General features: G+C 42.2%; 26 protein-coding genes and 5 tRNA genes. 11 read left to right on the top strand and 20 right to left on the bottom strand.

Going from position 1 to position 26,311, the window contains the following annotated elements:
* The first annotated feature begins 1 nt into the window (after position 1).
* Genes FTU12_RS08065 through FTU12_RS08055 form a run of 3 tightly spaced genes read left to right on the top strand, consistent with a single transcriptional unit; the run spans position 2 to position 1,209 of the window.
* A complete protein-coding gene (locus tag FTU12_RS08065; RefSeq protein ID WP_180114135.1) occupies positions 2 to 523 on the top strand; it encodes a Na+/H+ antiporter subunit E in 522 nt (173 codons plus the stop codon).
* Positions 520 to 795 (top strand): monovalent cation/H+ antiporter subunit F, encoded by a 276-nt coding sequence (locus tag FTU12_RS08060; protein WP_078192553.1) that lies wholly within the window; start codon positions 520 to 522, stop codon positions 793 to 795. The genes FTU12_RS08065 and FTU12_RS08060 overlap by 4 nt, the downstream gene beginning before the upstream one ends.
* A gap of 12 nt (positions 796 to 807) precedes the next feature.
* Positions 808 to 1,209, top strand: a complete 402-nt coding sequence (locus FTU12_RS08055) for a Na+/H+ antiporter subunit G (RefSeq protein ID WP_180024269.1) — start codon at positions 808 to 810, stop codon at positions 1,207 to 1,209.
* On the opposite strand, the gene FTU12_RS08050 is transcribed toward FTU12_RS08055, so the two are convergent.
* The 12 genes from FTU12_RS08050 to tpiA all read right to left on the bottom strand — a co-directional run bounded on the left by FTU12_RS08050 (position 1,175) and on the right by tpiA (position 9,449).
* Positions 1,175 to 2,062: a M48 family metallopeptidase gene (locus FTU12_RS08050; RefSeq protein WP_180114134.1), complete on the bottom strand. Its 888-nt coding sequence runs from the start codon at positions 2,060 to 2,062 to the stop codon at positions 1,175 to 1,177. The two genes, FTU12_RS08055 and FTU12_RS08050, sit on opposite strands and share 35 nt — an antisense overlap.
* A 169-nt stretch (positions 2,063 to 2,231) precedes the next feature.
* A complete protein-coding gene (locus tag FTU12_RS08045; RefSeq protein ID WP_111884117.1) occupies positions 2,232 to 2,636 on the bottom strand; it encodes a ribosome-binding factor A in 405 nt (134 codons plus the stop codon).
* On the bottom strand, positions 2,636 to 5,329 hold the full coding sequence (gene infB / locus FTU12_RS08040) for a translation initiation factor IF-2 (protein ID WP_180114133.1): 2,694 nt from the start codon (positions 5,327 to 5,329) through the stop codon (positions 2,636 to 2,638). Before infB ends, FTU12_RS08045 begins: the two co-directional genes overlap by 1 nt.
* 10 nt (positions 5,330 to 5,339) lie before the next feature.
* Positions 5,340 to 6,824, bottom strand: coding sequence for a transcription termination factor NusA (nusA, locus tag FTU12_RS08035; protein ID WP_078192558.1), 1,485 nt, complete (start codon positions 6,822 to 6,824; stop codon positions 5,340 to 5,342).
* Positions 6,825 to 6,859: 35 nt separating this feature from the next.
* Positions 6,860 to 7,384: a ribosome maturation factor RimP gene (gene rimP, locus FTU12_RS08030; RefSeq protein ID WP_078189416.1), complete on the bottom strand. Its 525-nt coding sequence runs from the start codon at positions 7,382 to 7,384 to the stop codon at positions 6,860 to 6,862.
* A gap of 216 nt (positions 7,385 to 7,600) precedes the next feature.
* Positions 7,601 to 7,677, bottom strand: a tRNA-Met gene (locus FTU12_RS08025).
* Between the two features lie 90 nt (positions 7,678 to 7,767).
* Positions 7,768 to 7,844 (bottom strand) — tRNA-Met (locus FTU12_RS08020).
* Between the two features lie 58 nt (positions 7,845 to 7,902).
* Positions 7,903 to 7,979, bottom strand: a tRNA-Met gene (locus FTU12_RS08015).
* 73 nt (positions 7,980 to 8,052) lie between these two features.
* Positions 8,053 to 8,129 (bottom strand) — tRNA-Met (locus FTU12_RS08010).
* 48 nt (positions 8,130 to 8,177) lie between these two features.
* Positions 8,178 to 8,262, bottom strand: a tRNA-Leu gene (locus tag FTU12_RS08005).
* 52 nt (positions 8,263 to 8,314) lie between these two features.
* Positions 8,315 to 8,644 (bottom strand): preprotein translocase subunit SecG, encoded by a 330-nt coding sequence (gene secG / locus FTU12_RS08000; RefSeq protein ID WP_078189417.1) that lies wholly within the window; start codon positions 8,642 to 8,644, stop codon positions 8,315 to 8,317.
* A 13-nt stretch (positions 8,645 to 8,657) separates the two neighbouring features.
* Positions 8,658 to 9,449 (bottom strand): triose-phosphate isomerase, encoded by a 792-nt coding sequence (gene tpiA, locus FTU12_RS07995; protein ID WP_180114132.1) that lies wholly within the window; start codon positions 9,447 to 9,449, stop codon positions 8,658 to 8,660.
* Between the two features lie 275 nt (positions 9,450 to 9,724).
* Between tpiA and pilB the strand changes: the two genes are divergently transcribed.
* From pilB to coaE, 4 genes are read left to right on the top strand one after another with little or no spacing between them, the layout of a single operon-like run.
* Positions 9,725 to 11,434 (top strand): type IV-A pilus assembly ATPase PilB, encoded by a 1,710-nt coding sequence (gene pilB / locus FTU12_RS07990; protein WP_180114131.1) that lies wholly within the window; start codon positions 9,725 to 9,727, stop codon positions 11,432 to 11,434.
* A 32-nt stretch (positions 11,435 to 11,466) separates the two neighbouring features.
* Positions 11,467 to 12,693 carry a type II secretion system F family protein gene (locus tag FTU12_RS07985; protein WP_168378204.1) on the top strand — a complete coding sequence of 409 codons (1,227 nt, stop codon included), beginning with the start codon at positions 11,467 to 11,469 and terminating at the stop codon, positions 12,691 to 12,693.
* Complete coding sequence (locus FTU12_RS07980; protein WP_180004675.1) at positions 12,693 to 13,553, top strand: A24 family peptidase; 861 nt, start codon at positions 12,693 to 12,695, stop codon at positions 13,551 to 13,553. The genes FTU12_RS07985 and FTU12_RS07980 overlap by 1 nt, the downstream gene beginning before the upstream one ends.
* Before the next feature lie 9 nt (positions 13,554 to 13,562).
* Positions 13,563 to 14,165, top strand: coding sequence for a dephospho-CoA kinase (gene coaE / locus FTU12_RS07975; protein ID WP_180092148.1), 603 nt, complete (start codon positions 13,563 to 13,565; stop codon positions 14,163 to 14,165).
* Between the two features lie 14 nt (positions 14,166 to 14,179).
* Here the strand turns inward: coaE and FTU12_RS07970 are convergent, their stop codons facing one another.
* The 3 genes from FTU12_RS07970 to FTU12_RS07960 form a co-directional block, all read right to left on the bottom strand.
* Complete coding sequence (locus tag FTU12_RS07970) at positions 14,180 to 15,100, bottom strand: DMT family transporter (protein WP_373684144.1); 921 nt, start codon at positions 15,098 to 15,100, stop codon at positions 14,180 to 14,182.
* 8 nt (positions 15,101 to 15,108) lie between these two features.
* Positions 15,109 to 15,867, bottom strand: a complete 759-nt coding sequence (rlmB, locus tag FTU12_RS07965) for a 23S rRNA (guanosine(2251)-2'-O)-methyltransferase RlmB (protein WP_180024258.1) — start codon at positions 15,865 to 15,867, stop codon at positions 15,109 to 15,111.
* A gap of 177 nt (positions 15,868 to 16,044) precedes the next feature.
* Positions 16,045 to 16,368, bottom strand: a complete 324-nt coding sequence (locus FTU12_RS07960; protein ID WP_067763086.1) for a pyrimidine/purine nucleoside phosphorylase — start codon at positions 16,366 to 16,368, stop codon at positions 16,045 to 16,047.
* A 598-nt stretch (positions 16,369 to 16,966) separates the two neighbouring features.
* Here FTU12_RS07960 and recN point away from each other — a divergent pair.
* Positions 16,967 to 18,628, top strand: a complete 1,662-nt coding sequence (recN, locus tag FTU12_RS07955; protein WP_180008045.1) for a DNA repair protein RecN — start codon at positions 16,967 to 16,969, stop codon at positions 18,626 to 18,628.
* 61 nt (positions 18,629 to 18,689) lie between these two features.
* On the opposite strand, the gene FTU12_RS07950 is transcribed toward recN, so the two are convergent.
* Entirely contained in the window at positions 18,690 to 19,415 is a 726-nt protein-coding gene (locus FTU12_RS07950) for a hypothetical protein (protein WP_180114129.1), read from the bottom strand.
* Positions 19,416 to 19,723: 308 nt separating this feature from the next.
* On the opposite strand from FTU12_RS07950, the gene FTU12_RS07945 reads away from it, so the two are divergent.
* Together FTU12_RS07945 and ruvX are read left to right on the top strand one after the other, a co-directional pair.
* Entirely contained in the window at positions 19,724 to 20,278 is a 555-nt protein-coding gene (locus tag FTU12_RS07945) for a YqgE/AlgH family protein (RefSeq protein WP_078189425.1), read from the top strand.
* Complete coding sequence (ruvX, locus tag FTU12_RS07940) at positions 20,271 to 20,714, top strand: Holliday junction resolvase RuvX (RefSeq protein ID WP_078192570.1); 444 nt, start codon at positions 20,271 to 20,273, stop codon at positions 20,712 to 20,714. Before FTU12_RS07945 ends, ruvX begins: the two co-directional genes overlap by 8 nt.
* A 105-nt stretch (positions 20,715 to 20,819) precedes the next feature.
* Here the strand turns inward: ruvX and FTU12_RS07935 are convergent, their stop codons facing one another.
* Genes FTU12_RS07935 through FTU12_RS07925 form a run of 3 tightly spaced genes read right to left on the bottom strand, consistent with a single transcriptional unit; the run spans position 20,820 to position 24,156 of the window.
* Positions 20,820 to 21,824 carry an HlyD family secretion protein gene (locus tag FTU12_RS07935; protein WP_180074134.1) on the bottom strand — a complete coding sequence of 335 codons (1,005 nt, stop codon included), beginning with the start codon at positions 21,822 to 21,824 and terminating at the stop codon, positions 20,820 to 20,822.
* A gap of 33 nt (positions 21,825 to 21,857) precedes the next feature.
* Positions 21,858 to 22,064 (bottom strand): DUF1656 domain-containing protein, encoded by a 207-nt coding sequence (locus tag FTU12_RS07930; RefSeq protein ID WP_180114128.1) that lies wholly within the window; start codon positions 22,062 to 22,064, stop codon positions 21,858 to 21,860.
* Positions 22,057 to 24,156, bottom strand: coding sequence for an FUSC family protein (locus FTU12_RS07925; protein ID WP_180114127.1), 2,100 nt, complete (start codon positions 24,154 to 24,156; stop codon positions 22,057 to 22,059). The genes FTU12_RS07930 and FTU12_RS07925 overlap by 8 nt, the downstream gene beginning before the upstream one ends.
* 464 nt (positions 24,157 to 24,620) lie before the next feature.
* Between FTU12_RS07925 and FTU12_RS07920 the strand changes: the two genes are divergently transcribed.
* Positions 24,621 to 25,397 carry an IclR family transcriptional regulator gene (locus FTU12_RS07920; protein WP_168378212.1) on the top strand — a complete coding sequence of 259 codons (777 nt, stop codon included), beginning with the start codon at positions 24,621 to 24,623 and terminating at the stop codon, positions 25,395 to 25,397.
* A 230-nt stretch (positions 25,398 to 25,627) separates the two neighbouring features.
* On the opposite strand, the gene FTU12_RS07915 is transcribed toward FTU12_RS07920, so the two are convergent.
* Positions 25,628 to 26,254: an alpha-ketoglutarate-dependent dioxygenase AlkB gene (locus FTU12_RS07915; protein ID WP_180114126.1), complete on the bottom strand. Its 627-nt coding sequence runs from the start codon at positions 26,252 to 26,254 to the stop codon at positions 25,628 to 25,630.
* Positions 26,255 to 26,311: the final 57 nt, after the last annotated feature.

Here is a 26,311-nt window from a genome sequence, read left to right as displayed (position 1 = left end):
CATGGCGAAAACACCTGTATTAAATCGCTGGTTTCCGCATCCATTGGTATCAGTCATGGTTGGTCTGAGCTGGGTGATGTTAGCGCACAGTCTAGATGCAGCCACACTATGCATGGCCTTGGTTTTAGCCATTGTTATTCCGCGAATGGTTCGCCCTTTTATTGATCGAACACCCAATATCAACTGGCTGGCAGCATGTAAACTATTCTTTGTGGTGTTATGGGATATTATTGTCAGTAATATCCATGTTGCAAAACTAGTCCTTGGTCCGACACATAAATTGCATCCGAAATGGTTCCGTGTTCCTCTCGATACACAGCATGAAGAAGTCAATTCTCTGCTTGCGATGATCATCACCACCACACCCGGTACGGTGTCTGCCGGAATTGACCAAGACCGTGGTGATATTTTGGTCCATGCGCTGAGCACGGATGACCCTGAAGCGGAAATTCAAACCATTAAAGAGCGCTATGAACGCCCTCTCATCCTCATTTTTGGCGCTGATACAGGAGAATCCGCATGACAATTTTACCGTATGCGCTTGGCATCTGTTTAGTTGCTGTGACGATCTCGATGTTACTGTGTCTCATTCGCTTGGTGATGGGACCCTCAGTTGTGGACCGACTACTTGCTTTAGATACCTTATTTTTAAATGCCACTTGTTTAATTGTCATTTTAGGTATTTATTGGGCAAGTACATCGATGTTTGAAGGGGCTTTATTGGTTGCCATGCTTGGGTTTGTATCCACGGCCGCTTTAGCACGCTATTTCACCACTGGCCACGTCATCGACTAGGAGTACATAAATATGCAATTAGTCATGGAAATTTTGGTCTCGATTTTTTTGGTTATTGGCGCTTTTTTCATGTTAGTCGGCGGTATTGGCATGGTTCGCCTACCCGACTTATTTATGCGACTGCACGCACCAACCAAATCGAGCACCTTAGGCTTAGGAAGTTTTCTAATTGCTGCAATTATTTATGCAGCATTTCAAGGCCGTTTTGGTTTTGCAGAAATCCTGATCACGCTCTTCGCCTTTATCACTGCACCAGTTTCTGCAAACCTCATGGCACAAGCGGCATTACATTTACGATTACGCTCGATGAGTGGTGATGCACCAGAAGCTCTGAATCGCCCTCTTCCTTGGCAGCGAACCCGGCGCCGTGCATTTCACTCTAAACTCCATTCAAAACCAGAGGATCTGGATTAAATCTAGATCCAGTTTGATTATCCCTTATAGCCCAAAAGTCTTTAATTTTCATCCATAATTTCTCAATTACATTCCCTTGAGCCATATATTGCAAACGTTTTTGGTTATACGGTGTTTTTTTTAAACCATACTGCCTAGCTAAATCAATCAGTAAGTTAGTCTCAAAACTACTTTGAAAATTGTTATACCAGCCAGGCTGATTCTGGCTCATCTCAAGATTCGCCAATTCATAAAACAGCTGTGCCATCACGGCATCCTGTCTTGAAACAAAATTCTTCCGCTCACTGATTTGTAAGCTGACCTGTTCTCGTATGGCATCGTATTCCGCTGTTGTGGGTTTGCGCTGATCACTCCAATGTCCATCAGGAACATAGCCTGTTCCATAATGTACATTTAACAATGGATATTCATGAAAATATTTTGGTGTCGCGCGCTTGGTTTTGGCTTCTAAAATATTCAGATGAATCCATTCACTTCCAAGGTGAATCGTTGGATCACGTCTCATACCTTCAGCAATCCATCTTTTGGCCAGTTTAATATTGCCGATCAACTCATAAGCTGTGCCTAAATTCACTGTCATCTTCGGTAAACCTGGATGCTCATTTTCAATTTCACTTAAAACCTTAATGGCTAAATCGTGACGACCTGCGTAGATCTGATGTACGGCATAATCAATTTCTGCTTGATAGTCTATTGGGCTAGGATGCCTTGGTACAAAGTTATTCAATTTCTCATCATGATCTTCTTCAAGTTGATTTTCTTTTTGTGAATCAGATGTATAAAAATCTTCTACATAGGTATTTAAACATGCCCAACTTGGCATAGTGATGAGTAATATGCTGCTCAATAGCATGATTTTTTTTCATTTCATTGTTTTTACAGATAGGCGGATTAAATATCATGTTCGACCTGTCTTTCATTGGCATATTATAATTTTAAAGTGATTGAGTTTTTAAATTACCGTTATTCAAACATAAAAAAGCCACCCAAAGGTGGCTTTTTTCATTCAGCGAACTGAATTATTAATCATCTTTTTTTGCTTCGTCAGTAGGAGGTAAGTCCTTGACCGCTTCCGCAATTAGACCAAACATATAGTTGCCATAAGCATTTGTTTTGTCGTAATGGAAACGCAAACGTGGCGTAATACGTGTTTTGATACGACGGCTTAGTTCATGACGCAAGAAACCAGATGCTTTATTCAAGACATCTAAAGTCTCTTTATTTGCGGCTTCACTTTGCTCATCGCCTAGCTCACGACCCATTACAGTCACATAAACTTCGGCATATCCTAAGTCTGGGCTCACCTTCACGGCAGAGATGGTCACGAGACCACCTAAGCGTGGATCTTTCAGCTCCTGACGGATCAGTTCTGACAACTCACGTTGTACTGTATCCGCCATACGCTTCAGACGTTGACTACCCGCCATTAAAGACTCCGTTTAATTAATTGAACATCGTACACTTCAATCTTATCTTGTGCTTTGATGTCTTTATAGCCTTTCACCGCAAGACCACATTCCATACCGGCACGAACTTCTTCAACCACATCTTTGTAGCGACGAAGAGATTCAAGCTCACCTTGGAATACCACCACGTCATCACGTAATACGCGAATCGGTTTATTACGGTGTAATGTACCTTCAAGTACCATACAACCTGCAGCAGCACCGAATTTACTTGAGTGGAACACTTCACGTACTTCAGCAACACCAAGAATTGTTTCACGGTGTTCAGGCGCTAATTTACCGCTCATCGCATCTTTCACATCATCAATTAATTGATAGATGATCGAGTAGTAACGAATGTCGATACCATCAGCATCAGCTTTTTGACGTGCAGTATTATCAGCACGTACGTTAAAGCCGAGAAGAACCGCTTCTGATGATTCAGCAAGTGTTACGTCAGACTCAGTGATCGCACCAACACCTGAACCAATAATACGTACTTTCACTTCATCAGTTGCAAGTTCAGCAAGTGCAACGTGTAATGCTTCCAAAGTACCACGTACGTCTGTTTTCAATACCACGTTGACAATAGGCACATCTTTCTTGCCCATAGACGCCATGATATTTTCAAGACGCATCGCAGATTGACGCTCAAGACGTTTTTGACGTTCACGATCCATACGCGCATCAGCAACTTCACGTGCTTTTTTCTCGTCATTTACAACAAGAACTTCATCACCCGCCATTGGCGCTTCTGGTAGACCCAAGATTTCCACAGGAATCGAAGGACCAGCAGATTTAATACGTTGACCATTTTCATCTGTCATTGCACGTACACGACCGTATGACGAACCTGCAAGAACAAGGTCACCCACTTTCAATGTACCGTTTTGAACAAGAATCGATGTTACCGCACCACGTCCTTTGTCTACACGTGCTTCAATTACAACACCTTGTGCCGCACCCTCTTCAGATGCTTTAAGCTCAAGAAGTTCGGCTTGAATTGAGATCAAGTCAAGAAGTTCGTCGATACCTGCACCGCTGTGCGCAGAAACCATTGCCACTGGAACGTCACCGCCCCATTGCTCAGGTACGATTTCTTTCGTCGTCAACTCATTCAATACGCGATCTGGATCAGCAGACTCTTTATCCATTTTGTTGATAGCAACAATAATTGGCGTACCTGCTGCACGTGCATGGTCAATCGCTTCCGCAGTTTGTGGCATAACACCATCATCTGCTGCAACAACCAACACTACGATATCTGTAGATTTCGCACCACGTGAACGCATTGCAGTAAATGCTGCGTGTCCCGGTGTATCTAAGAAAGTAATAATACCTTTTTCAGTTTTCACATGGTAAGCACCAATATGCTGTGTGATACCACCTGCTTCACCTGCAGCCACTTTAGAGCGACGAATACGGTCAAGAAGTGATGTTTTACCATGGTCAACGTGACCCATAATTGTCACAACTGGCGGACGAGTGGTTTGGACACCACGCGCTTCTTCAGCTGCTTCAAGTAAGTTGTCTTCTGCTTGTGTATCCGAAACAAGTACTGGATTGTGACCCATTTCTTCAACAACAAGTGCTGCAATTTCTTGATCAATCGCTTGGTTTTGAGTAACCAATTCGCCCATTTTCATGAGTGATTTGATAACTTCGCGAACTTTAACCGCCATTTTCGCAGCCAAGTCAGCAACAACAATTGTTTCACCAATTTCAACATCATAAACTTGTTTTTTAACTGGTTTTTCAAAGCCATGCTTGTTCGCTTGACTTGTTTTTAAACCACGTTTATGTGAGTTATCACGGAAAGATTGCTCTTCGCCACGACGACCACCTTTTTTAGGTGAACGTGAATTGTTGGTATTGGTACCACGTTTAATTTCACGGTCTTCTTTCGCAAATGAATCTTCATATGCCTGACCTACAAGGCCGGCAGCAAGCGGAGAATCATCTACAACACGAATGGTCGCAGTAGTGTCTTCGTTAGAATACTTAGACGCCATTTGACGCATTTGCTCAAGCGTACGTTGTTGCGCTTCTTCAGCGGCTTTACGACGCGCCGCTTCTTCTACAGCTTTCAATTGTGCTGCTTGAGCTTCACGTGCTTTTTTCTGTTCTAGAGTTTCAACAGGTTTTGTAATTGGCTTGTTGTTTGACTTACGTTTTACAACAACCGCAGCTTTCGGTGTTTCTTGCTTCGCATGTTCTTGCTTCGCAGCAGCACGCATTGCTTCTAAAGCTTGTTTCGCTTTAGATACTGGTTGTTGCTTCGGTTCTTCAGCTTTCACTTCAACCTTAGGTTCCTGTTTACGTGCTTGTTGGTCAGCTTGTGCTTTCGCTAATGCTTCAGCTTTAATTTGCTCAGGATCCGGTTTAACAAATGTATGTTTCTTACGAACTTCTACATTAATCGTTTTTGCCTTGCCCGATGTACTCGCCACTTTAGCAGTACTGGTAGTTTTACGTTTCAACGTGATTTGTCCTGCATTGCCCGCATCCTGACCATGAACTTTTTTCAAATGGTTAACGAGGGCATTTTGTTGTTCAGTGGAGATAATATCGTCAGGTTTAGTTTGTGGTAAACCCGCATCACGAACCTGTTCCAGTAGCTTCTCAACTGGACGACCCACGCTGAGAGCTAACTCCTTAATCGACTTGTCCGTCATATATTACCTCCTAGTTAAACCATGATTCGCGCGCTTTCATAATAAGTTGACCTGCTTTTTCAGCACCTAAACCTTCGATATCAGAGATATCGTCAGTGGCTTGATCTGCAAGATCATCTACAGTTACCACACCGCGAGCGGCAAGCGCATATGCGATTTCTTTAGTCACGCCTTCCATTGCAGCAAGCTCTTCGCTTGGCTCTTGGATGTTTTCTTGTTGCTTCAATGCATCAGCCAATGCAATTTCTTTTGCACGACCTTGTAGCATTTCAACAGTTTCAGCATCAAGTTCGATCTCATCGAATGTTTCCGCAGGAACATACGCGATTTCTTCTAATGATGTGAAACCCATTTCAACTAACGCCATCGCTAAGTCTTCATCAATATCTAGACGTGTAACAAACATATCTAAATATTGTTGCGCTTCGTTTTGTTGGCGTGCGTGATATTCTTCTTCAAGCATCATATTGAGCTTGTAACCAGTCAATTCAGATGCTAAGCGTACGTTTTGACCTTGAGAGCCAATTGCACGCGCTAACTGATCACTCGTTGCAAAAATAATATCTGCAGTACGTTCTTCTTCATCAATCACGATACCTGATACATCAGCAGGCTCTAAAGCACTTGCAATGTACTGTGCCGCGTCATCCGACCAAACGACTACATCAATACGCTCACCATTTAACTCTGACTGAACCGCTTGGATACGTGTACCACGCATACCAATACATGCACCTACAGGATCAATACGGTGATCGTTTGTTTTCACAGCGATTTTAGCACGAACGCCAGGTTGGCGTGCAGCTGCCTTAATCTCAATGATTTCTTCAGCAATTTCAGGAATTTCTTTCTTCATCAATGCGATGAGCATTTCTGGTTTAGAACGAGAAAGTAATAACTGAGCACCACGGCCTTCACGGTTCACATTAAACAAAATCGCGTTTACACGTTGTTTAGGACGTAGAATTTCTTTAGCGATCATTTCTTCACGCGCAAGATATGCTTCTGCATTGTCACCTAAGTCAATGATAAAGCCATCTTTGGTTTGTTTTTTCACTTCACCGTAGATGAGTTCACCAACTTTAGACTCGTAAGCATCTGCAATTAATGCACGTTCTGCTTCACGAATTTTTTGAACAATCACTTGTTTCGCAATTTGTGCCGCAATACGACCGAAATCAATCGATTCAACTTCAAGTTCACGAATATCGCCAATTGCCCATTTTGCAGGATCTACATCAGAGATCGCATCTTGGCATGCTGGCATTTCGTGATCTTCGTCGGCAACCACTTCCCATTGACGGAAAGTACGGTAATCACCAGTACGACGGTCGATTTCTACACGTAGACGAGCTTCTTCCGAGTGAGTTCCCTCGTAGAATTTCTTCTTAGTCGCTGCAACTAAAGCTTGTTCAAGCGCTTCAAAAATTGCATCACGACTTACACCTTTTTCGTTACTAACCGTTTCTACTACGGTAAGAATTTCACGAGCCATAAGTCACCTATTCGTTCAGATTCTTATTTATTAAATTAATCTTGGAAAACCAGATTTGCTTTATCAATATTGTGGCTGTCAATATCCAACACTTGTTGCTTTTCAACTTCAACCTGAATCATTTCGCTTTCAAGGTCTACGCTTACAAGTTTGGCTTGGAATTTACGACGATTATCCACAGCACTGATCAAACGCAAAGCGACTTGCTGACCAATGTATGCCGTCATTTGTTCCAATTTAAAGAACTGACGATCCCAACCTGGAGATGACACTTCCAATGCATATTCGCCTGAAATTGGATCATGTACATCCAACATCGCACCCACTTGCTGAGTGACACGAACACAGTCCTGCACGCCGATACCACGGCCTTGCTCAACTTCGCCATCTTCATTGATGACAGGTTCTGCATTTTCATCAACTTCACGGTCGATATAAATACGTAACAGTGAACGCTTACCTTGAGGTTGGAAATCAATCCCCCAAAGTTCTACATCACATGCTTGCACCGCTGGGGCAATTAAGTCCTGAAGTGCTTGAGTTTTATTTGATAGCTTCATTTACTCTCGTCAAATTTGTGCGATTCGATGGTCGAAATGACCACTACAGACCAATGCAAAACTATAGTAGTAGTGAAACATGACGGTTTGACCAAAATACTGTCGACACTACACGATAGCCAATAAAAAAGGGCGTAAATCGCCCCATTATTACACAGAAAACCATAGTCCACTGTGCAAAAAGGCCCACCTAGTTGTGAGCCTCTTTTAGAAACTTGGTAGCGGGAGCTGGATTTGAACCAACGACCTTCGGGTTATGAGCCCGACGAGCTACCAGACTGCTCCATCCCGCATCAACATGCAAAAATTATATACAATTTCTTGGTCATTTTCAATCTAAAACAACCTGAAGAATTGCCCTACTGAGTTGCATCTCAGAGGATTGGTAGCGGGAGCTGGATTTGAACCAACGACCTTCGGGTTATGAGCCCGACGAGCTACCAGACTGCTCCATCCCGCATCAACATCACAATGACTTTCAGATAAACTGCTTATATAGATTGTGTGCTATATAAGATTGGTAGCGGGGGCTGGATTTGAACCAACGACCTTCGGGTTATGAGCCCGACGAGCTACCAGACTGCTCCACCCCGCATCAATATGCAAATAGTTCTCTCAGCTTTAAAAGCTGTCCATTTAAAAGTTTGCATCTTAAAAATAGAATTGATTGGTAGCGGGAGCTGGATTTGAACCAACGACCTTCGGGTTATGAGCCCGACGAGCTACCAGACTGCTCCATCCCGCATCAACAGAGTTTAGCTGCATACACCAACTTATGTTCTGGATTATAAGTTGGTGCGGAAGGGGGGACTTGAACCCCCACGCCCGAAAGCACTACCACCTCAAGGTAGCGTGTCTACCAATTCCACCACCACCGCAGCTGTGACGCATTCTAGTCGCAACACGTCAAAAAAGAAAGCGCTAAATAAATTATTCAGAGCTTTTTGGTGCAGTTGGCGAAGTTTCAGCCGATTTTGCTGGCGCAGTCGGTACTGAAGAAATCGCATTTAAGCTATATGCATCTGTCGTTTGTTTCTTTGCAAACACCGCAAGTGTCAAGCTCGTAACGAAGAACAAAGCCGTTAAAATCGCAGTCAAACGGGTCATAAAGTTGCCCGAACCAGATGCACCAAAGACAGTTGCAGCACCGCCGCCACCAAAAGATGCACCCGCATCTGCGCCTTTACCATGCTGAACTAAAATCAGCACGATCATTAAAATCGCTAAGATAATATGTACCACCAGCACAAACGTATGCATGCTGAACTCCTAATTATTTTGTATTTGCAAATGCTTGAGCAATTTTATAAAACGACTCTGCATTTAATGATGCACCACCGACCAGCGCACCATTGATATCTGGACAGGCTGCCAACTCTACTGCATTTTCAGGTTTTACACTACCACCATAAAGAATCGCAGTATGAAGTCCCATTGGGGTGATTTGGCTTAAACCTTCACGAATTTTAGCATGCATCGCTTGCGCATCTTCAGGTGACGCCGTTTTACCTGTGCCAATAGCCCAAATTGGCTCATAAGCAACCACAATTTGTTTCCACTGCTCTGCTTGTACGACAGCAGCAATATCACATATTTGCTGTAACACAACCTGTTCTGCTTGACCGCTTTCACGTTGTTCCAAGCTTTCACCCACACAATAAATCACAGTCAAACCTGCGTTTAATGCATTATTTACTTTTTCATTAATGATATGCGGTTGATCAGCGAATATTTCACGGCGTTCCGAATGACCAATCAGTACAAACTCAACACCATAATCTTTTAATAGCTCTGCACTGAGCTCACCCGTATATGCGCCGGTACCTGCGAAGCGAGAAACGTCTTGTGCAACGGTCATAATATTACGGCTTGCTTGTGCTAATTCATTTTGCACCGTGGTCAAAGCAATAGCTGTTGGTGCAACCCCAATATGACATGCCGCTTCAGCAATATTTTGTTCATCTAATAATTGCTTAAAATTCTTAAGAAGTGCGCCAGCATCGGCTTGCAATGGGTTCATTTTCCAGTTACCCACTACCCAAGGCGTAATCGTCGAACCCGACATATTTATCCCACATGACAAAGATGAAATCGGGCACATTCTACACGTAATTCATAATTTTGAAGATAAATTTCAACACATTTGCATCTTCGAAGCACACCAGTCATTCCAAGATCTTCACTTTTCTGTAAAAAAATTAAGCAGATTTAAGGACTGGTTCATGCTTTTTACCAATTCTTAGCTAGTGACAACACTTTAAGATATGGTATTTTTGTGCAACAAAAGTATAATTTTGCTATACCAATTATAAACAGACTGAAGCATAGGCAAGTAAAAGCATGACAGCAGTTCAAGGTTCTTCAAGATTTACGGGGTTTATTCGTCGCTTAGTTGACGAAGGGCATCTGTCTGCCGAAAAAATGCAAGCAGCGCTGCAAAATTCAAAAAAGGCTCATCAAGATATCGTGCCGCATTTGATTCAGGAATATCACCTTTCAGCACGCCTGATCGCAGAAACCATCTCGATAGAGTTTGGTGAACCGGTTTTTGATATTTCAACTTATGATACGTCTTTAATTATACGTGATGAATTTGAAGATAAACTCATTACCAAGCATCGTATTTTGCCTATTTTTAAACATGGCAATTTATTATTCGTTGCGATCAGTAATCCCACCAATATTGAAGCAGTGGATGCCATTCGATTTGGTAGTAAGCTGAATACCGAAACAGTTATTGTTGAACATGACAAACTTGAAAAGTTAATTGAACAGAACTTTGCTGAAGAAAGTACTTTTGACTTTGATGATGACTTTGATCTTGATTTAGAACAGGAAACTATTGATCCAGCGAAAGAAGATGAAGATGAGGCAACGGGGGATGAAGCTCCGATTGTTAAATACATCAATAAGCTGCTAGTCGACGCAATTCGTATGGGTGCATCTGACTTACATTTTGAACCCTACGAAAAAACCTATCGCGTCCGCTACCGTGTCGATGGCGTGTTAAGAACAATTACAAATCCGCCATTACAGCTCGCTACACGACTCGCTTCACGTTTAAAAGTCATGTCACAAATGGACATCTCGGAAAAGCGTATACCTCAAGACGGTCGTATCAAGTTAAAGCTGTCAAAGAACAAAGCTATCGACTTCCGTGTAAACTCTTTACCGACATTGTTTGGTGAAAAACTTGTTCTACGTATCCTTGATCCATCTAGTGCGATGCTAGGGATTGATGCGTTGGGTTATGAACCGGATCAAAAAGAACTGTTCATGCAGGCTTTAGAAAAACCACAAGGCATGCTACTCATTACCGGTCCAACGGGTTCCGGTAAAACCGTATCTCTATATACAGGTTTAAATATTCTCAACCGTGAAGATACCAATATTTCAACGGCCGAGGATCCTGTGGAAATTAACTTAGAAGGGATCAATCAGGTCAACGTAAATAATAAAGTCGGCCTCACCTTCTCTGCAGCATTGAAGTCATTCTTACGTCAAGACCCTGATATTGTGATGGTCGGTGAGATTCGAGATTTAGAAACGGCTGAAATTGCAATTAAAGCGGCTCAAACAGGTCACATGGTGATGTCTACACTGCATACCAATAGTGCACCTGAAACACTGACACGCTTACGCAATATGGGTGTGCCTTCATTTAACATCGCGACATCCGTGAACCTTGTCATTGCGCAGCGACTTGCACGTCGCCTATGTTCACAATGTAAAGAAACAGTAGACGTACCAAAACAAAGTCTATTGGAGCTTGGTTTTACCGAAGATGATTTAAATACACCAGAATTCCAAATATACCAGCCTGTGGGTTGTGCCGAATGCCGTGAAGGCTATAAAGGTCGTGTGGGTATTTACGAAGTCATGAAAGTGACACCTGAAATTTCAAGAATTATTATGGAAGACGGCAATGCCTTACAAATTGCCGAAGCTTCCAATCAAGCAGGTTTTAACAATTTACGCCGTTCAGGCTTAATTAAGGTCATGCAGGGGGTGACTTCACTTCAAGAAGTCAATCGTGTGACCAGTGAGTAAGTGAATTAGTATTTAAAAATAAGGATAAATTCATGGCTGTAAAAAAAGCGCAGATGATGCCAACCTTCAGTTATGAAGGCGTGGATCGCAAAGGGGCGAAAATCAAAGGGGAAATGCCTTCGCGTAATATGGCTTTAGCCAAAGTCACTTTACGTAAGCAAGGCATCACCATTAAAACCATTCGAGAAAAACGCAAAAATATTCTCGAAGGCTTGATGAAAAAGAAAGTATCCACTTTGGATATCACGGTATTCACGCGCCAACTTGCAACCATGATGAAAGCCGGTGTACCGCTCGTTCAGGGTTTTGAAATCGTGGCGGAAGGCCTAGAAAACCCAGCCATGCGTGAAGTGGTCTTGGGGATCAAAGGTGAAGTTGAAGGCGGTAATACCTTTGCTGGTGCGCTGCGCAAATATCCGCAGTATTTCGATAACCTATTTTGCTCCTTGGTTGAATCAGGTGAACAGTCGGGTGCATTGGAAACCATGCTAGACCGTGTTGCCATTTACAAAGAAAAAAGTGAATTGCTTAAGCAAAAAATCAAAAAAGCCATGAAATACCCAGCAGCGGTCATCGTTGTCGCTGTTATTGTGACGATTATTTTGATGGTAAAAGTGGTTCCCGTATTCCAAGACTTGTTTTCATCATTTGGTGCAGACTTACCTGCCTTTACCAAAATGGTGGTCAACATGTCGGAATGGATGCAAAAATATTGGTTCTTCCTCATCATTGGAATTGGAGCTGTGATTGCTGGTTTCATGGAAGCGAAAAAACGTAGCAAGGCTTTCAGAGACTTCTTAGACAAAGCTGCACTGAAAGCACCGATTTTTGGTGATTTGGTTTATAAAGCAATTATTGCCCGCTACAGCCGTACCTTGGCAACCACATTTGCAGCCGGTGTACCCTTAATTGATGCGCTTGAATCAACTGCAGGTGCAACCAACAACGTGGTATATGAAACAGCTGTGTTAAAAATTCGTGAAGATGTGGCGACCGGCCAGCAATTGCAATTCGCCATGCGTGTCACCGATAAATTTCCCTCTATGGCGGTTCAAATGGTGGCTATTGGTGAAGAATCAGGTGCTTTAGATGCCATGCTAGATAAAGTGGCAACGCATTATGAAAACGAAGTTGATAATGCCGTAGATGGCTTAACCTCGATGATGGAACCCTTAATTATGGCGGTACTGGGTGTCCTCGTTGGTGGTCTTGTGATTGCAATGTATCTTCCAATCTTCCAAATGGGTTCTGTGGTTTAATGCAAGAATTAATAACATATTTAATCAATACCCCAATTGCGATGTATTTCGCAGTTGGGATTTTTAGTCTTTGTATTGGTAGTTTTTTGAATGTGGTGATTTACCGCACACCAAAGATGATGGAACAAGAATGGCGCACAGATTGCCAACTGTTTTTACATCCAGACCAACCGATTATTGATGAAACAAAGATCACACTAAGTACCCCTGCTTCAACCTGCCCAAAATGCAAAACGCCCATTCGTTGGTATCAAAACATTCCGGTCATCAGTTGGATTGTGTTACGCGGAAAATGTGGAAGTTGCCAAAACCCGATCAGTAGCCGTTATCCACTGATCGAGCTACTCACCATGATCTGCGCGCTGATTGTTGTTGCTGTTTTTGGCCCAACCATCCAAATGCTGTTTGGTCTGGTGCTGACTTATGTATTGATTGCATTAACATTTATTGATTTTGACACCCAACTTTTACCTGACCGTTATACCCTTCCTTTAGCTGCACTCGGGCTTGGCGTGAATAGCTATGCCATTTATACCTCTGCAACCTCAGCCATTTGGGGATATATCATCGGCTTCTTATGCCTATGGATCGTTTACTATTTATTTAAAATTATCACTGGCAAAGAAGGTATGGGCTATGGTGACTTTAAGCTTTTAGCTGCCTTGGGTGCATGGATGGGCCCTTTCCTGCTTCCACTGATTGTATTACTCTCTTCACTGGTAGGTGCAATCATTGGCATTATTTTGCTCAAGGTTCGTAAAGAAAACCAACCTTTTGCATTTGGTCCCTATATTGCCATCGCCGGATGGATCGCCTTTTTATGGGGTGATCAAATTATGAAAATTTATTTGGGTCAGTAAGGTCGTTGTATGACATTTGTCTTGGGTTTAACAGGTGGTATTGGTAGCGGTAAATCTGCTGCAAGCAATTGGTTTGGACTCCAAGGCATTCAAGTCGTCGATGCTGATATCGTTGCAAGGGAAGTTGTTGAACCGGGGCAATCCACACTGAATCAAATTCAACAACAATTTGGTGATTGGGTTTTACTGGAAAATGGTGAGTTAAATCGGCGTGCATTACGCGAGCATATCTTTAAAGATCCTACAGCACGTCAAGCACTTGAAGCCATTACCCATCCAGCAATACGCCAGTCCATTATCCAACAATTAAACGAAGCCACTAGCCCCTATGTCATCTTGGTTTCGCCATTATTATTTGAAACCAATCAACATGAATTGGCCAATCACACCTTGCTGATTGATGCCACAGAACAATTGCAAATTCAGCGTGCATCACAGCGTGATGGTCAAAATATCGAGCAAATCCAAAAAATTATTCAAGTTCAAATGTCACGTCAGGAAAAGCAAAAAATTGCAGATGATATCGTGCTGAATGATGGTCATTTAGATCATCTTTATGCACAGCTTCGGCCGTTGCATCTCAAGTACTTAGCGCACGCTGAAAAAAGCTAAATAAAAAAGCAGTCTTACTCAGACAGCTTTTTTTGTTGTTCGAGTTGCTGCTCTAGACTGTCCTTTCGTCCCAACCATTTCCACGGTTGAATCGCTCCAATCCCCATCCCGACCAATCCACACACAATTACAAAACTTAAAGATTCATTTAGCAGCGGCACCGCTAAAATTGCAGCAATAAAAGGTGCCAAAGTCACGATACTTCCGGCTTTAAATGCACCCAGACGCTTGATCGCCTCTACATACGTTAAAGTCGCAATAATCACCACAAAAATACCGTGAAAGATAACTTGTCCAATGAGTTGCAATGGCTCTGGGTCAGACCAATGTTTAGGGAAAAATAGTAGGTAAATTGGTACAAATACCACGGCAGACCAAATCGCAACCCCCGCCATGGCATGCCAAGCAGAGAGCTTCCATTGCTTAAGCAATACCGTAAATATCCCCCACCAAATGGCACTGATAAAAAATAGCAAATCACCTAAACCAAATGCCACACCAGTCTCGACGTACATTAAATAGCTCATTAAGCTAATGGCAGAGACCATAATCACCACACTGATCCACGTATGCTTATCGATCGGCTGTTTGAAGATCAGAAACGCGGCTATGGCTGTACATAAGGGAATACAACCATTGAGAAAAATTGCAGCATGGGCCGCAGGAGCATAATGAAACGCACTATAGGCCGTTAAGCAATAGGTCACCCCGCCGAGCATGGCAAGGATAAAAGGCTCTTTCTTCCATAAAAAAGCCGTATCTTTTTTATAAATCAAAATTGGCATTAAGATACAAAATGCCAAAGCAAACCGAAGTGCGGTAATGTCCCAAGCACTGATTCCCCAATTGGCGCTTAAACGTGCTGTTAAGGTGAATCCGCCCCAAATACACATGGTAATGAAGACATATAAATAACCTTGCTTTTGGGGAGACATCATCACTTCTATTTCAATTCATTATTACGTTGACGACATGCTTCATACAATGCCATACCGGTTGCGACACTGACATTTAAGCTTTGCAAGTTACCAGCCATTGGAATGAAAACAGTTTGATCACATTGCGCCTGCGTAATAGGACGCAAACCTGTATCTTCAGCGCCCATCACCACACATACACCCGTACCAGTGAAGTCAAATTTTTGAATCGGCAACGCTTTTTCATCTAGCATGGTGCCGACCACACGCACGTTAAAATCTTCTTTGATTTGAGCCAATGTACGTGCCAAGTTGGTCACCTGAATAAACTTCACTTTTTCAGCACCACCAGCAGCAACTTTACGGGCTGTTGGGGTAAGTGTCGCTGAACGATCACGCGGTGCAATCACCGCTTCAACACCCATGGCTGCCGCTGTACGAATACATGCACCAAGGTTATGTGGATCTGTAATATGATCTAATGCCAATAGCAACGCATTTGGATTGGCTTGTAATAAAGCCTCTAAATCTTTTTCGTTTAAGACTGGATGTGGGCGTACAGCTGCGACCACACCTTGATGGAACGGTTGTCCCGCAAGTTTTTCCAAACTATCACGGCTAGCTTTTTGAATGCTGACACCAAACGGTTCTGCCAACTCAAAAATACGTTTTAAACGCTGATCATCACGTCCTTTTAACGCAAATAAAGTTAAAACGCGTTCTGGCTCAAGTTCCAGTAATGACTCCACTGAATGAACGCCATAATAATATTCCGGTTTCGCCATGAACGACCTCTAATTTGCAAACTTCGATAAACTTTTGAACAGGGTATGACACCCCTAGAGCACAGCTTAGGCTGCCAAAAAGAAAAATCCTGCAAAGCAAGCTTTACAGGATTTATGCTATGACACATAGTTTAACCGATTTAAGGTTAAAAAACTGTGCCTAAATTGATTGAATCATTAGCCTTCTAAGTGGCACACATAATCCAAGACTTCGTCTGTTTCAATTTTAAAACGGCTATTACCTGGCACGTAGAACGATTGGCCCGCACGGAATAATTCGCTTTCTTCGCTATCTGCAATTTGAACACGACATTCGCCTGAAATAATTTCCATACGTTCAGGTACATGAGTTTCAAAAGTCAGCGCTTGTTCAGTTGGAAGCAACACACCCAGTGTTTTCTTTGTTCCATCTTCAAATTGCACAGTATGGCTGATGCATAGACCGCCAAAATAAACATTTGATTTTTTAATTACCGATACATGATCAAACTGTGCTGACATGCGTTTTCTCCAGATAAAGCATATTTATAATATTTTGATCGATGTAGTTTAATTGTGCTGCAAAAACTAATCAATCTGTGTTGAAAACTGTGCGATAGATAATTACAAAAATCTGAGTACCGGATGTGCCCCAATTTCATCCCACTACCTCAACATTTAGAGTCTAAAACAAGCTGTGCTGTTGTACAAAATACTTTTTTGTTTCATCCACTAAAGTCCTAGTTAGGGTTAATTGAAACGCTGCAAACTCATTTCAAAAAACTAGCAGTGTGATGAATCATATTGGTGGATTTGAGTGACCAAATCATGACGTTTTATGGCAATAACACGCTAGATTAAATACAAGAATACATACACAAACGTGTTTTGTGAGGACTTGGCAGGATATTGGATGGTTTCAGCTCACGTTATGCAAGATCATCTACCCTTTGCATCACAACACTGCATGGATACAGCGGATAAGAAACTAATTTCTTGTTAAACTGAAATTTAAGATAGAATTATGAGGTTTTTCGTCATCTTAAAATAAAACTTGTCTTGTGACCAAAACAAAACTTAATTATCTTTAACTAGAACTTTTCGCAGCTCGGATGCGTTTATGCTGACACATTTAACTCTGATCAATTTTGCATTAGCCGACCATTTAGCCATCGACATTGAACAAGGCTTTAATGTCCTGACGGGTGAAACGGGTGCAGGTAAATCTTTACTTCTAGACGCATTATCAGCTTGCTTAGGTGAACGTACAGACACCAACTATGTGCGCTATGGATCAGACAAAGCCGATGTAACAGCGACCTTTAGCTATCAAGAGCACAGTCCTGAAGCGCTTTGGCTCAAAGAACACGAACTAGATGATGAGTCTGGCGAGATCCATTTACGTCGCGTGATTTTTGCAACAGGTCGCAGCAAAGCATGGATTAATGGACGTCCGAGCAGCTTATCCGAATTAAAAGAAATTGGCCGCTTATTGGTACAACTCTATAGCCAACACAGCCAACAACAACTCTTAGAACCGCCCTACCCAAAACATTGGCTAGATCGCTATTACAATTTTTATCAGCCGGCTCAAGCCGTGCGTGATGCCTATAGCAAATGGCAAAAGGACATTCGTCAGCACCAAGCAGCACTCGACGCCCAAGCAACACGTAAGCAACGGATAGAAACGCTTGAACTTCAATTGGAAGAACTTGAAGACCTTGTGCAAACGGACTACAAAGAAATCGAGCAAGAATTTGACCGTCTCAGTCATCATGAACATATCATGCAAGATTGTAGCTATGGTCTAAATGCCCTCGATGACGCCGAGCAAAATATCAATCAAGAAATGGGCGCGATCATTCGTCGGATTGAATCGCATGCAGGACGTAGTGAACAACTTTCTGAAATTTATACGTCGCTACTGAACGCTCAAAGTGAAATTGAAGATGCGACAGCAAATTTACGTCAGTTTATTGATCGTCAAAGTTTCGATCCTGAACGTATGGACGAATTAAACACTAAACTCGAAGTTTTTCATCGCTTAGCGCGTAAATATCGTACTCAGCCTGAAGACTTAAAAAATGATTATGATGCGTGGCAACTTGAGCTAGAACAATTACATCAACTTGAAGATCCTGAAACCTTAGCTGAACAAGTGGAAGTGTCTCATCAAGACTTTTTAGCCAAAGCACAGCATTTGGATGATATTCGTCGTGAAGCGTCTACCCCATTGGCGAAGCAGTTGACTGAACAAGTGAAGCAGCTCGCGCTCCCAGAGGCTCATTTTGAATTTAAATTTGAGCCTCTAGAACAAGCTTCAAGTGAAGGTTTAAGCTTTATTCAACTTCTGTTCACCGCAAACAAAGGGATTCCTGCTCAGCCTTTAGCACGCGTGGCATCGGGGGGGGAATTGTCACGTATTGCATTAGTCATGCAAGTGATGAATGCTGAAAAAACCGAATCCGAAGTGTTAGTCTTTGATGAAATTGATGTCGGGATCAGTGGCGGAACGGCAGAAATTGTCGGACGTTTGTTGGCTGATTTGGCACAGCATGTTCAAATTTTATGTATTACTCACCAAGCCCAAGTCGCTGCTCAATCTGACCAACATCTCCTGGTGAAAAAACGTCAAACGGATCCTGCAAGCAGTACCATTATCGAATTAGAAGAAGATGATCGGATTCAAGAGCTGGCTCGAATGACTGGTGGTGTGGAGATTAGTCAAACGACCTTACAACACGCAAAACAGTTGCGACAATTAAAATTTCAACATAGTTAATTTTTGATGCTTTCAAAAAAGCCTGTGTATTCAAAGTACACAGGCTTTTTTCTTAAATACACTATTTGACAATCCCCTGATACACAAAGGCTTTCGAGCCTAAGCTATAGCGTAAATATTTATACTGCGGCTGATGTTGTTGATTGAGTAAAATAACATCCACGTGTTTCGGACTGATTTTGAGATATTCATTACCGCTACGACGATCGGTTTCATAATGGCAGTCATAATCTACCGAGATTTGATCTAGTTTCTTTTGCTTAGTTTGAAATACATAAGATTTAAGTAACTGTTTTGGTCCAACTTCAACAGCTCTTAGATGATGTAGTCCACTGCAATTATCACCTTTATAATAACTCTTCACCAAATATACGGTTTTATTTTGGATGTTGACCGGCAAAATTTGATTGATATAGCCTGAGTCAAATTGATCTAAATGTTGCGTTTTTCCCGTTGCATATTGCACATAGCTGCTCCACTCCCCCATGGTGCCTCCGCCAGACACATCAAAACTATAAAATTTTAGTTTTTTATCCGGAGAATATTGCACATGAACAAAACCTTGCTTTTCGAGTTGCGTAAATCCGTAGTGAAAACTGCTCGGATCTGCCGCGATGACATCCACAATTTCACGTTCTATCGCTTCATTGACCTCATAAAAATTCAAGTTTTTATATTTTTTAATCACCTGAGATTCATGTTTTTGTAAGTCAGCGCTTCCTGCAAAGCCTGAAATAGGTAGGCTTGCACAGAGTGCTATCCCTATTATTTTTGAAAAATGTGTCATTGTTGCACCCTCAGTTTATCCTGCTATTTTAAGCAATCTCAGTCATCCATCACGTATATCTTCTCCTCACTTTTGTACTGCTGTTGTTCAAATCACCAATCATCGCTTCACAATTCACCACATTGCAGACCTGCCTGCACGATGACGATTTTTAGCATGTCCCTCACCGGTCGTGCATGACAAATATTAAATTTGCAGAAAAACTCATTGTTGAAAACTTGTGAGTCTAGTATGTTGATAAATACAACGTTATTCGAATGCAATTCCCCCCAAGAATGAAACTTACCCCAATAAGGAGAAGCCATTAGGTGACTAAACAATACCTCACACACCGCTGCCTGATTGCTCCACCCGAAATGAACGATGAATTCTTTGCCAATACGGTGATTTATTTAGCGCGACATGATGAAGATGGTGCTCAAGGCATCATTATTAATCGTCCTTCGGGCTTGCAGATCAAAGAACTATTGAATGATTTGGAAATTGAGGCAGATAATGTGCATCCTCATGAAGTGTTGCAAGGTGGTCCTTTGCGCCCAGAGGCAGGTTTTGTTCTTCATACCGGTCAACCGACATGGCATTCGTCTATTGCTGTAGGTGAAAATGTCTGCATTACCACGTCTAAAGATATTTTAGATGCGATTGCACACAATGAAGGTGTGGGTCGTTATCAGGTGGCTCTAGGCTATGCCAGTTGGGGTAAAAGCCAATTAGAAGAAGAAATTGCTCGGGGTGATTGGCTCATTTGTGACTCAGACATGGATTTAATATTTAACTTACCTTATGACGACCGCTGGGACGCTGCCTATAAAAAAATGGGCGTAGACCGCATGTGGTTATCATCTGAGATTGGACATGCCTGATTTACCACAATATCAAATGATTATGGCCTTTGACTTTGGCACACAAAAAACAGGAATGGCTGTGGGACAAGCCCTGATTGAAAGTGCAAATCCTCTACCACTCTTTCCCATGAAAGATGGCATTCCCAATTGGGATAATCTACTCAAGATTGTGAAACAGTATCAGCCGGATTTGTTTATCGTGGGTCTACCGCTCAATATGGATGATAGCGAATCTGAACTCTCCACACGTGCGCGTAAATTTGCACGACGCCTTCGCCACCAAACCAATATTGAAACCTTGATGGTCGATGAACGCTTAACGACACGTGAAGCGCGTGATGAATTAGATCATTATCAAGCCCAAGGCCGTGCGAAGAATCTTTCTGCCGACAGCCTTGCTGCAGCATTATTTATTGAAAGTTGGTATCGAAATCCAGTGGGACTGAAACCTTAAGCGCTTTCAACAAACAGGCAAATAAAAAAGCATCCGAAAAAGGATGCTTTTTTATGCGCAAGATTGATCACTCAATGCTGCGCAAATGAAATGATTGGGGATAACTTAGTTTTTATCCACAATATGAATCGTGGTGGTTCGACCCGCGACAAAAGCCAACTGATCATGCGGCACTTCATCCAGTACAATTTTCACTGGTACACGCTGTGCCAAACGAACCCAACTAAAGGTTGGATTGACATTGGCCAGTAAACTATCAGTCGATGTACGTTCACGGTCTTCAATCCCTGTTGCAACGCCTTGTACATGGCCTTTATAAACTTCAGAACTTCCCATCAGTTGGACTGTTGCAGGTGCGCCAACATAGATTTTATCCAGTTTGGTTTCTTCAAAATATCCCACAACATACAATTGTTGACGGTCAATTAAGGCCGCTACGGCTTGTCCTACTTTGACGTAATTCCCTGCTTTGAGTTCAAAGTTAGACAATGTTCCATCAGTCGGTGCAACCACTTCCGAACGTTTTAAATTCAATTCTGCCAAATGCAAACTGCTATTCGCCGCTTCAATCAGGGCTTTTTGCTGCACCACACTGGCTTTGGCTTGCTCAATCGCGGCCTGAGTTTGTTCATGCTCTGCATGTGATTGATCACGTACTGCAAACATTTGATCTTGTTCTTGTTTTGAAATCGCACCGTCCATCAAACTTGCATAACGATTTGCATTTTTATCTGCAAGATTAATATTGGCTTGCGACTTCACTAAATTCGCTTTGGCTTCAGCAAGCTGCGCTTCAGCCCCTGCCAGTCCTGCTTTGGCTTTCGCCAAGTCAGATTTGGCTTGCTCAACATCCAAGGCTTGACGTGCCACATCTATACGAAACAGCACTTGGCCTTTTTTCACTTGTTGGTTGTCTTGAACCAAAACGTCTGTGACCAAACCTGAAACATCCGATGACACTTGAATCACGTCACCACGTACCCGTCCATCACGCGTCCAAGGTTCCGAATTGTAATAGTCCCAAATATGTTTTAGCGCAAGTAATGCGCCGCATAGCACGATTATCAACAATACAGGCCGAACATATTTTCGGACATTCAAATTGGTCATACGATTACCTCAATCATTTCATTTTTTAGGGGCTTAGAACTGGCAGAAAATAAAGATTTCATGCACCAGCCAAAGCAACATCACAAATACACCCAAATAAAAAATATTGGGCATCGGCACCCAATCTTGCGCCATCCATCGGTCAAACAAACGCATGATGACCCGCAATAACAGATAGGCCAATATCGCTTGAATCAATAGAATGGGCACATAGACGCCATATATATTTAGCTCACCCATGTTGTGCCTCGACCTGTAAATGATTTGGTGTTTGCTGTGTTAGGACATGACACAAACTGCTTTGAATATTGTTCAGTGAATACTGAATTCGATGCATAACATCGTCGTTTTCCACACCCTGAACGGCCTGATTCAATCGTTGAATTCGTTCTACAATTTGCTGTTTCAAGCTCATATACACATTATTTTGCCCTTGTTCCATGGCACGAAAATAGTCATCTAAATCTTGTTGTAACTCTTCGAGTTCGCTGACCAGTGCATCATTCGGATCGAGTTTATTCATGAGTTCTTGCAAGCGGGTCAAATCAATCACCGCACTGGCTTCGACCAAAGCCCACTCGATCTGTTGCTTCAAGTTCCCTGATTGCACCATTTTGCTGTTTAGGATGCCGATTCGGTCCAACATACTGCGTAAATGCACCTGAAACGGTAAGCCATACGGCAGATATAAAGCCTGACGCAGTGCCTTATAGTGCTGTGAAAGTATGCGTTGGGCCGTCATATCTGGTGACATTGCACGTACTAAATGAATAATAAATACTGAAATAATGGGTCCCAAAACCGTTCCAATTGATGCATCAAAGAAAAACACCTGATCGAGGCTAAAGCGGTTTTGAAAATTCAGCCCCATGATGGTGCCCATCAAAAGCGGCAAGCTGATCCCGATCAAAGGCGGATGTAAAAATAGCATCAGACAGAACATCACAAACGGTGCTAACACCACGATCAACTGCCAAAAGGCGGTCACATGCGGGAAAATGCCATAGGCGTAGATAAACACCATGAACGCCGCATACATATTGGCGCGAATAAACATTTTCAATGCAGGAACAGGGTTATCCATTGCAGTTAAAATACAGGCACTGATCGCAGCCATTTCGGCCATCATAAATCCAGCTTTCCAACCACTGACGATCCAAAAACCCGTGGAAATTAAAATAATCAAACACGCAGACACCCCGCCACGTATAGCAACCCCCGCATCTCGGTGCAAAGTCGGATAATGACTATTGCTCAAGGCGGTCAGTGTGGCTGGTAAAGTTGAGTCGCCTTGCTGTACCCGCTGCCAAAGCAAGCGAATCGCACGGATATTCTGAATAAAATGGCGAATATCCATTTTTAGACTGCCCAAAATCACCTGCTGTGATGGCAATGCCTGTGCCTGAATCTGTTGAAAATCTTGCTCAAACTGTTCAGGCAATTGATTAAGTTCACTTTCCTCAATCTGATGTTGATCTAATAAAAACGCGGCAATATGTTCATGGGCTTGCTTGAGTGCCGTCCGATAATGTGTGTCCAGACCATCTAATTGTTTCATCCGTTCAGACATGGCCACCAAGTTACTGACCAACAAACTCAACTGATGCAAGATTTCCTGCAATGGACGTGTCATGCCTTTTAAGGTGGATTTTTCATAAGACAAATGCACCGCCATGACATGTATATCCGCGATATCTCGTGCAATATTGCCAAGATTTTTAGAATAATTTTCTAGCTCAGCAGGCTCTAATAAAATCTGATCAAAAATTTCTTTGGTATCGGCAAAGGTTTTGCTCACCCTTGTTTCGACGGCAGGGCCAATATGCATTGGAAATAATGTCGTGGTCACGATGGCACTACATACCACACCCACCGTAATTTCGAGAAAACGCCCCAAGGCCATATCGAAGATCGAAGCGGTATCAATAAAATACACGACGTTAAAACAGATAATGACCGTGGTATAACCCGCCAACATGGAAACATAACTACGAGGCGTACGGTCTAGCAGTGACAAATACAGGCAAAACCCAACCCAAACCGCTAAAAACACCGTAAACAGTACAGGCATGTGAATGAGATGTGGCAGTGCCACCACCGACACGGCCGCCCCTAAGAACGTCCCTAATACACGATACAAACTTTTTGAAGACGTCATCCCTGAATATGGATTCGCGATCACGAAAACGGTGCCAATCGCCCAAATCGGATAAGCCAAATTCAGTACAAAGGCCACATACAATGCCAACATGCCCGCGATGAACGTTTTGGTCGCAAAAATCCAGTCCATTTTATTGGGCCGAAAAGCGAGTATTTGTTTCGTCAGCAGCATGATGGATCTCGGTGGTTTGCTTCTTTTTAGTGAAAACGACCTCGTATCGAATGCTTAAACATTCGACAGCACAACCTGTATCACGGCACAGGAATGACTAGAAATTTCAATAAGTAAAGAAGCGATTCAAATCGTATTTCAAACCATTTGAATACAAAAAGTAATGTGCAACATTGCCTGCGCATCGAACAGATGGGCAATATTTATTCAATATAGGATATTTTCATAGCAATTTTGCTAAAAAAACAAACCGAAGTCAATAAAAATATCTTATTTTGATAATTCAACTATATTTTAATTGCGTATTTCAGGTTTTTACTATGCTTTTATCAGGATGACCCAAGAAACCCTGTGATATTTCAGATTTGTTTCATTTCCAGTGTAGAAAAGCGCAACATCAGGCCGAGCAATTTGTTATAAAGTAACTTAACGATTCATTTTTTATTGTGACCAAGCAGGTTCTTATGGCGCTTTCCAGTTTTGGTAAAATTCTCACCGTACTCGACTTATTTTCAGTTGCTCGTCCCATCATCAATGTCGACATTATTAGTGAAGAATTAGGCTTATCTAAACCAACGAGCTATCGCTATTTAAAAGAACTGGTTTCTGCTGAATTATTGCAGCGCCTCAGTGGGACTTCTGGCGATTACACACTGGGTTCCAAGATTGCTGTGCTTGATTTTATTTCTCGCACCACCGATCCATTGGTGCAAATTAGCATTCCCTTCATGAAAGAAATTGTGGAACGCACAGAGTCTTGTTGCTTATTGACGCATCTGAATATCGACTCTTGTATTGATGTGCATCATGAACTTTACAAAGACTATACTGCCTTGGCTTATGGTCGAGGTAGCCCGCGTCCGATGTATAAAGGCTCATCATCTAAAGTGATTTTGTCCCAGTTACCCAAGCAACGGATTTTAGATTATTACCACCGTTTTGCAGATGAATTATCTCAAGTTGGTTTTGCGCATAATGAAGAAGAATTTATGCTGCAAATGAAAAAGATTAAAAAGCAGGGTTATTATTTTTCCAATGGTGAAGTTGACCCGAATATGTCGAGCCTATCGATTCCGATTAAATTCTCCAGTAAAGAACCCCCACTTGCTTTGACCCTATTGGCGTCTAAAAATCGTTTTGATTTTATGAATTTTCAGAAAGTTGTAGAAATGCTGCAAGACTGTACAGCGCGTATTGAGAAAAAATACAGCAGTATGATGGAAGAATCGGACGCCATTTAAGCCTGATCTGTTTGCGCATAACTGATGCAATATTGTAAAGATGCTATTTAATTAATCTGATAAATCCATGTTGTTAATTGAATTTATTAATTATAAATTCCAGATATATTATCATAATATGATTATTGTTCTTTAGCAGTCATCTCAATCATGTGTTCCATGATTTCAGTTGATTGTCGTTATACTCTTCCTCAGAGAAAGAAAAAAGCTCATCTAGATATGGGCTTTTTTTATGGCTGTTGATCATAGAAATAACGAAAGGTTAAATTCACCCTCGGCTCGGTCACGTTCATCGACTTCATTAGGGCATGCTTCCAATACCGTTGGGTTTGCCCACGCATCACGATCAACTGTCCACTTTGCAGTAAAAGCTGTACTTTCTCTTGAGTGCTTTTATGTTTAAAGCAAAATTTTCGGCTTGCGCCAAAACTCAAAGATGCGATCACCACCTGCTGTGTGGGTGAAAGCAAAGATGGCTCATCATCACTATGCCACCCCACCGCTTGCGTACCATTTTCGTATAAATTGGCCAAACAGGAATTAAACGTCTGACCCAACCGTTGCTCAATATGTTGCTTTAAGCGCAGTAAAGCTGGATTCCAAATCAATGCCTGCTTTTGCATGCCTGAATAGTGATACTCATAATGGGCATCTCCATACCAAACCACTTTTCGCTCCGTTTGATAATACTGTCTATGCAAAATGACTTCATCATGCTGCCAAGCCAACTGCGTGAGGAAATAGTGTAAATATTTTTCACTGTCTTCAGCATTGAAGATCAATCCATAATCTTCAACTTCACCATCATAGGGCAGCAGGTTTGCATGCGGTTCAGGCGTAAATAATTCAAAATTCATCGGTTCAACTCAACACTGTTTGGCACAGCAGCGTGATGCTGATGTCGTGAGCACATT

The sequence above is a fragment of the Acinetobacter sp. YH12063 genome (assembly GCF_013419715.1).
Classification (GTDB): Bacteria; Pseudomonadota; Gammaproteobacteria; order Pseudomonadales; family Moraxellaceae; genus Acinetobacter; species Acinetobacter amyesii.
The sequence above is the reverse complement of the archived record's forward strand: the minus strand, read 5'-3'. Positions and strand labels throughout refer to the sequence as shown.

Bases quoted from the DNA above. Each gene is read 5' to 3' on its own strand.
- FTU12_RS07925 (WP_180114127.1), bottom strand. From the start codon at position 24,156: ATGCTGCTGACGAAACAAATACTCGCTTTTCGGCCCAATAAAATGGAC.
- tpiA (WP_180114132.1), bottom strand. From the start codon at position 9,449: ATGTCGGGTTCGACGATTACGCCTTGGGTAGTGGGTAACTGGAAAATG.
- FTU12_RS07930 (WP_180114128.1), bottom strand. From the start codon at position 22,064: ATGGGTGAGCTAAATATATATGGCGTCTATGTGCCCATTCTATTGATT.
- FTU12_RS08050 (WP_180114134.1), bottom strand. From the start codon at position 2,062: ATGCTATTGAGCAGCATATTACTCATCACTATGCCAAGTTGGGCATGT.
- FTU12_RS07920 (WP_168378212.1), top strand. From the start codon at position 24,621: ATGGCGCTTTCCAGTTTTGGTAAAATTCTCACCGTACTCGACTTATTT.
- FTU12_RS08065 (WP_180114135.1), top strand. From the start codon at position 2: ATGGCGAAAACACCTGTATTAAATCGCTGGTTTCCGCATCCATTGGTA.
- pilB (WP_180114131.1), top strand. From the start codon at position 9,725: ATGACAGCAGTTCAAGGTTCTTCAAGATTTACGGGGTTTATTCGTCGC.
- FTU12_RS07935 (WP_180074134.1), bottom strand. From the start codon at position 21,824: ATGACCAATTTGAATGTCCGAAAATATGTTCGGCCTGTATTGTTGATA.
- rlmB (WP_180024258.1), bottom strand. From the start codon at position 15,867: ATGGCGAAACCGGAATATTATTATGGCGTTCATTCAGTGGAGTCATTA.
- coaE (WP_180092148.1), top strand. From the start codon at position 13,563: ATGACATTTGTCTTGGGTTTAACAGGTGGTATTGGTAGCGGTAAATCT.
- FTU12_RS08060 (WP_078192553.1), top strand. From the start codon at position 520: ATGACAATTTTACCGTATGCGCTTGGCATCTGTTTAGTTGCTGTGACG.
- FTU12_RS08055 (WP_180024269.1), top strand. From the start codon at position 808: ATGCAATTAGTCATGGAAATTTTGGTCTCGATTTTTTTGGTTATTGGC.
- FTU12_RS07970 (WP_373684144.1), bottom strand. From the start codon at position 15,100: ATGTCTCCCCAAAAGCAAGGTTATTTATATGTCTTCATTACCATGTGT.
- ruvX (WP_078192570.1), top strand. From the start codon at position 20,271: ATGCCTGATTTACCACAATATCAAATGATTATGGCCTTTGACTTTGGC.
- FTU12_RS08045 (WP_111884117.1), bottom strand. From the start codon at position 2,636: ATGGCGGGTAGTCAACGTCTGAAGCGTATGGCGGATACAGTACAACGT.
- FTU12_RS07915 (WP_180114126.1), bottom strand. From the start codon at position 26,254: ATGAATTTTGAATTATTTACGCCTGAACCGCATGCAAACCTGCTGCCC.
- FTU12_RS07960 (WP_067763086.1), bottom strand. From the start codon at position 16,368: ATGTCAGCACAGTTTGATCATGTATCGGTAATTAAAAAATCAAATGTT.
- nusA (WP_078192558.1), bottom strand. From the start codon at position 6,824: ATGGCTCGTGAAATTCTTACCGTAGTAGAAACGGTTAGTAACGAAAAA.
- recN (WP_180008045.1), top strand. From the start codon at position 16,967: ATGCTGACACATTTAACTCTGATCAATTTTGCATTAGCCGACCATTTA.
- secG (WP_078189417.1), bottom strand. From the start codon at position 8,644: ATGCATACGTTTGTGCTGGTGGTACATATTATCTTAGCGATTTTAATG.
- FTU12_RS07985 (WP_168378204.1), top strand. From the start codon at position 11,467: ATGGCTGTAAAAAAAGCGCAGATGATGCCAACCTTCAGTTATGAAGGC.
- rimP (WP_078189416.1), bottom strand. From the start codon at position 7,384: ATGAAGCTATCAAATAAAACTCAAGCACTTCAGGACTTAATTGCCCCA.
- FTU12_RS07950 (WP_180114129.1), bottom strand. From the start codon at position 19,415: ATGACACATTTTTCAAAAATAATAGGGATAGCACTCTGTGCAAGCCTA.
- FTU12_RS07980 (WP_180004675.1), top strand. From the start codon at position 12,693: ATGCAAGAATTAATAACATATTTAATCAATACCCCAATTGCGATGTAT.
- infB (WP_180114133.1), bottom strand. From the start codon at position 5,329: ATGACGGACAAGTCGATTAAGGAGTTAGCTCTCAGCGTGGGTCGTCCA.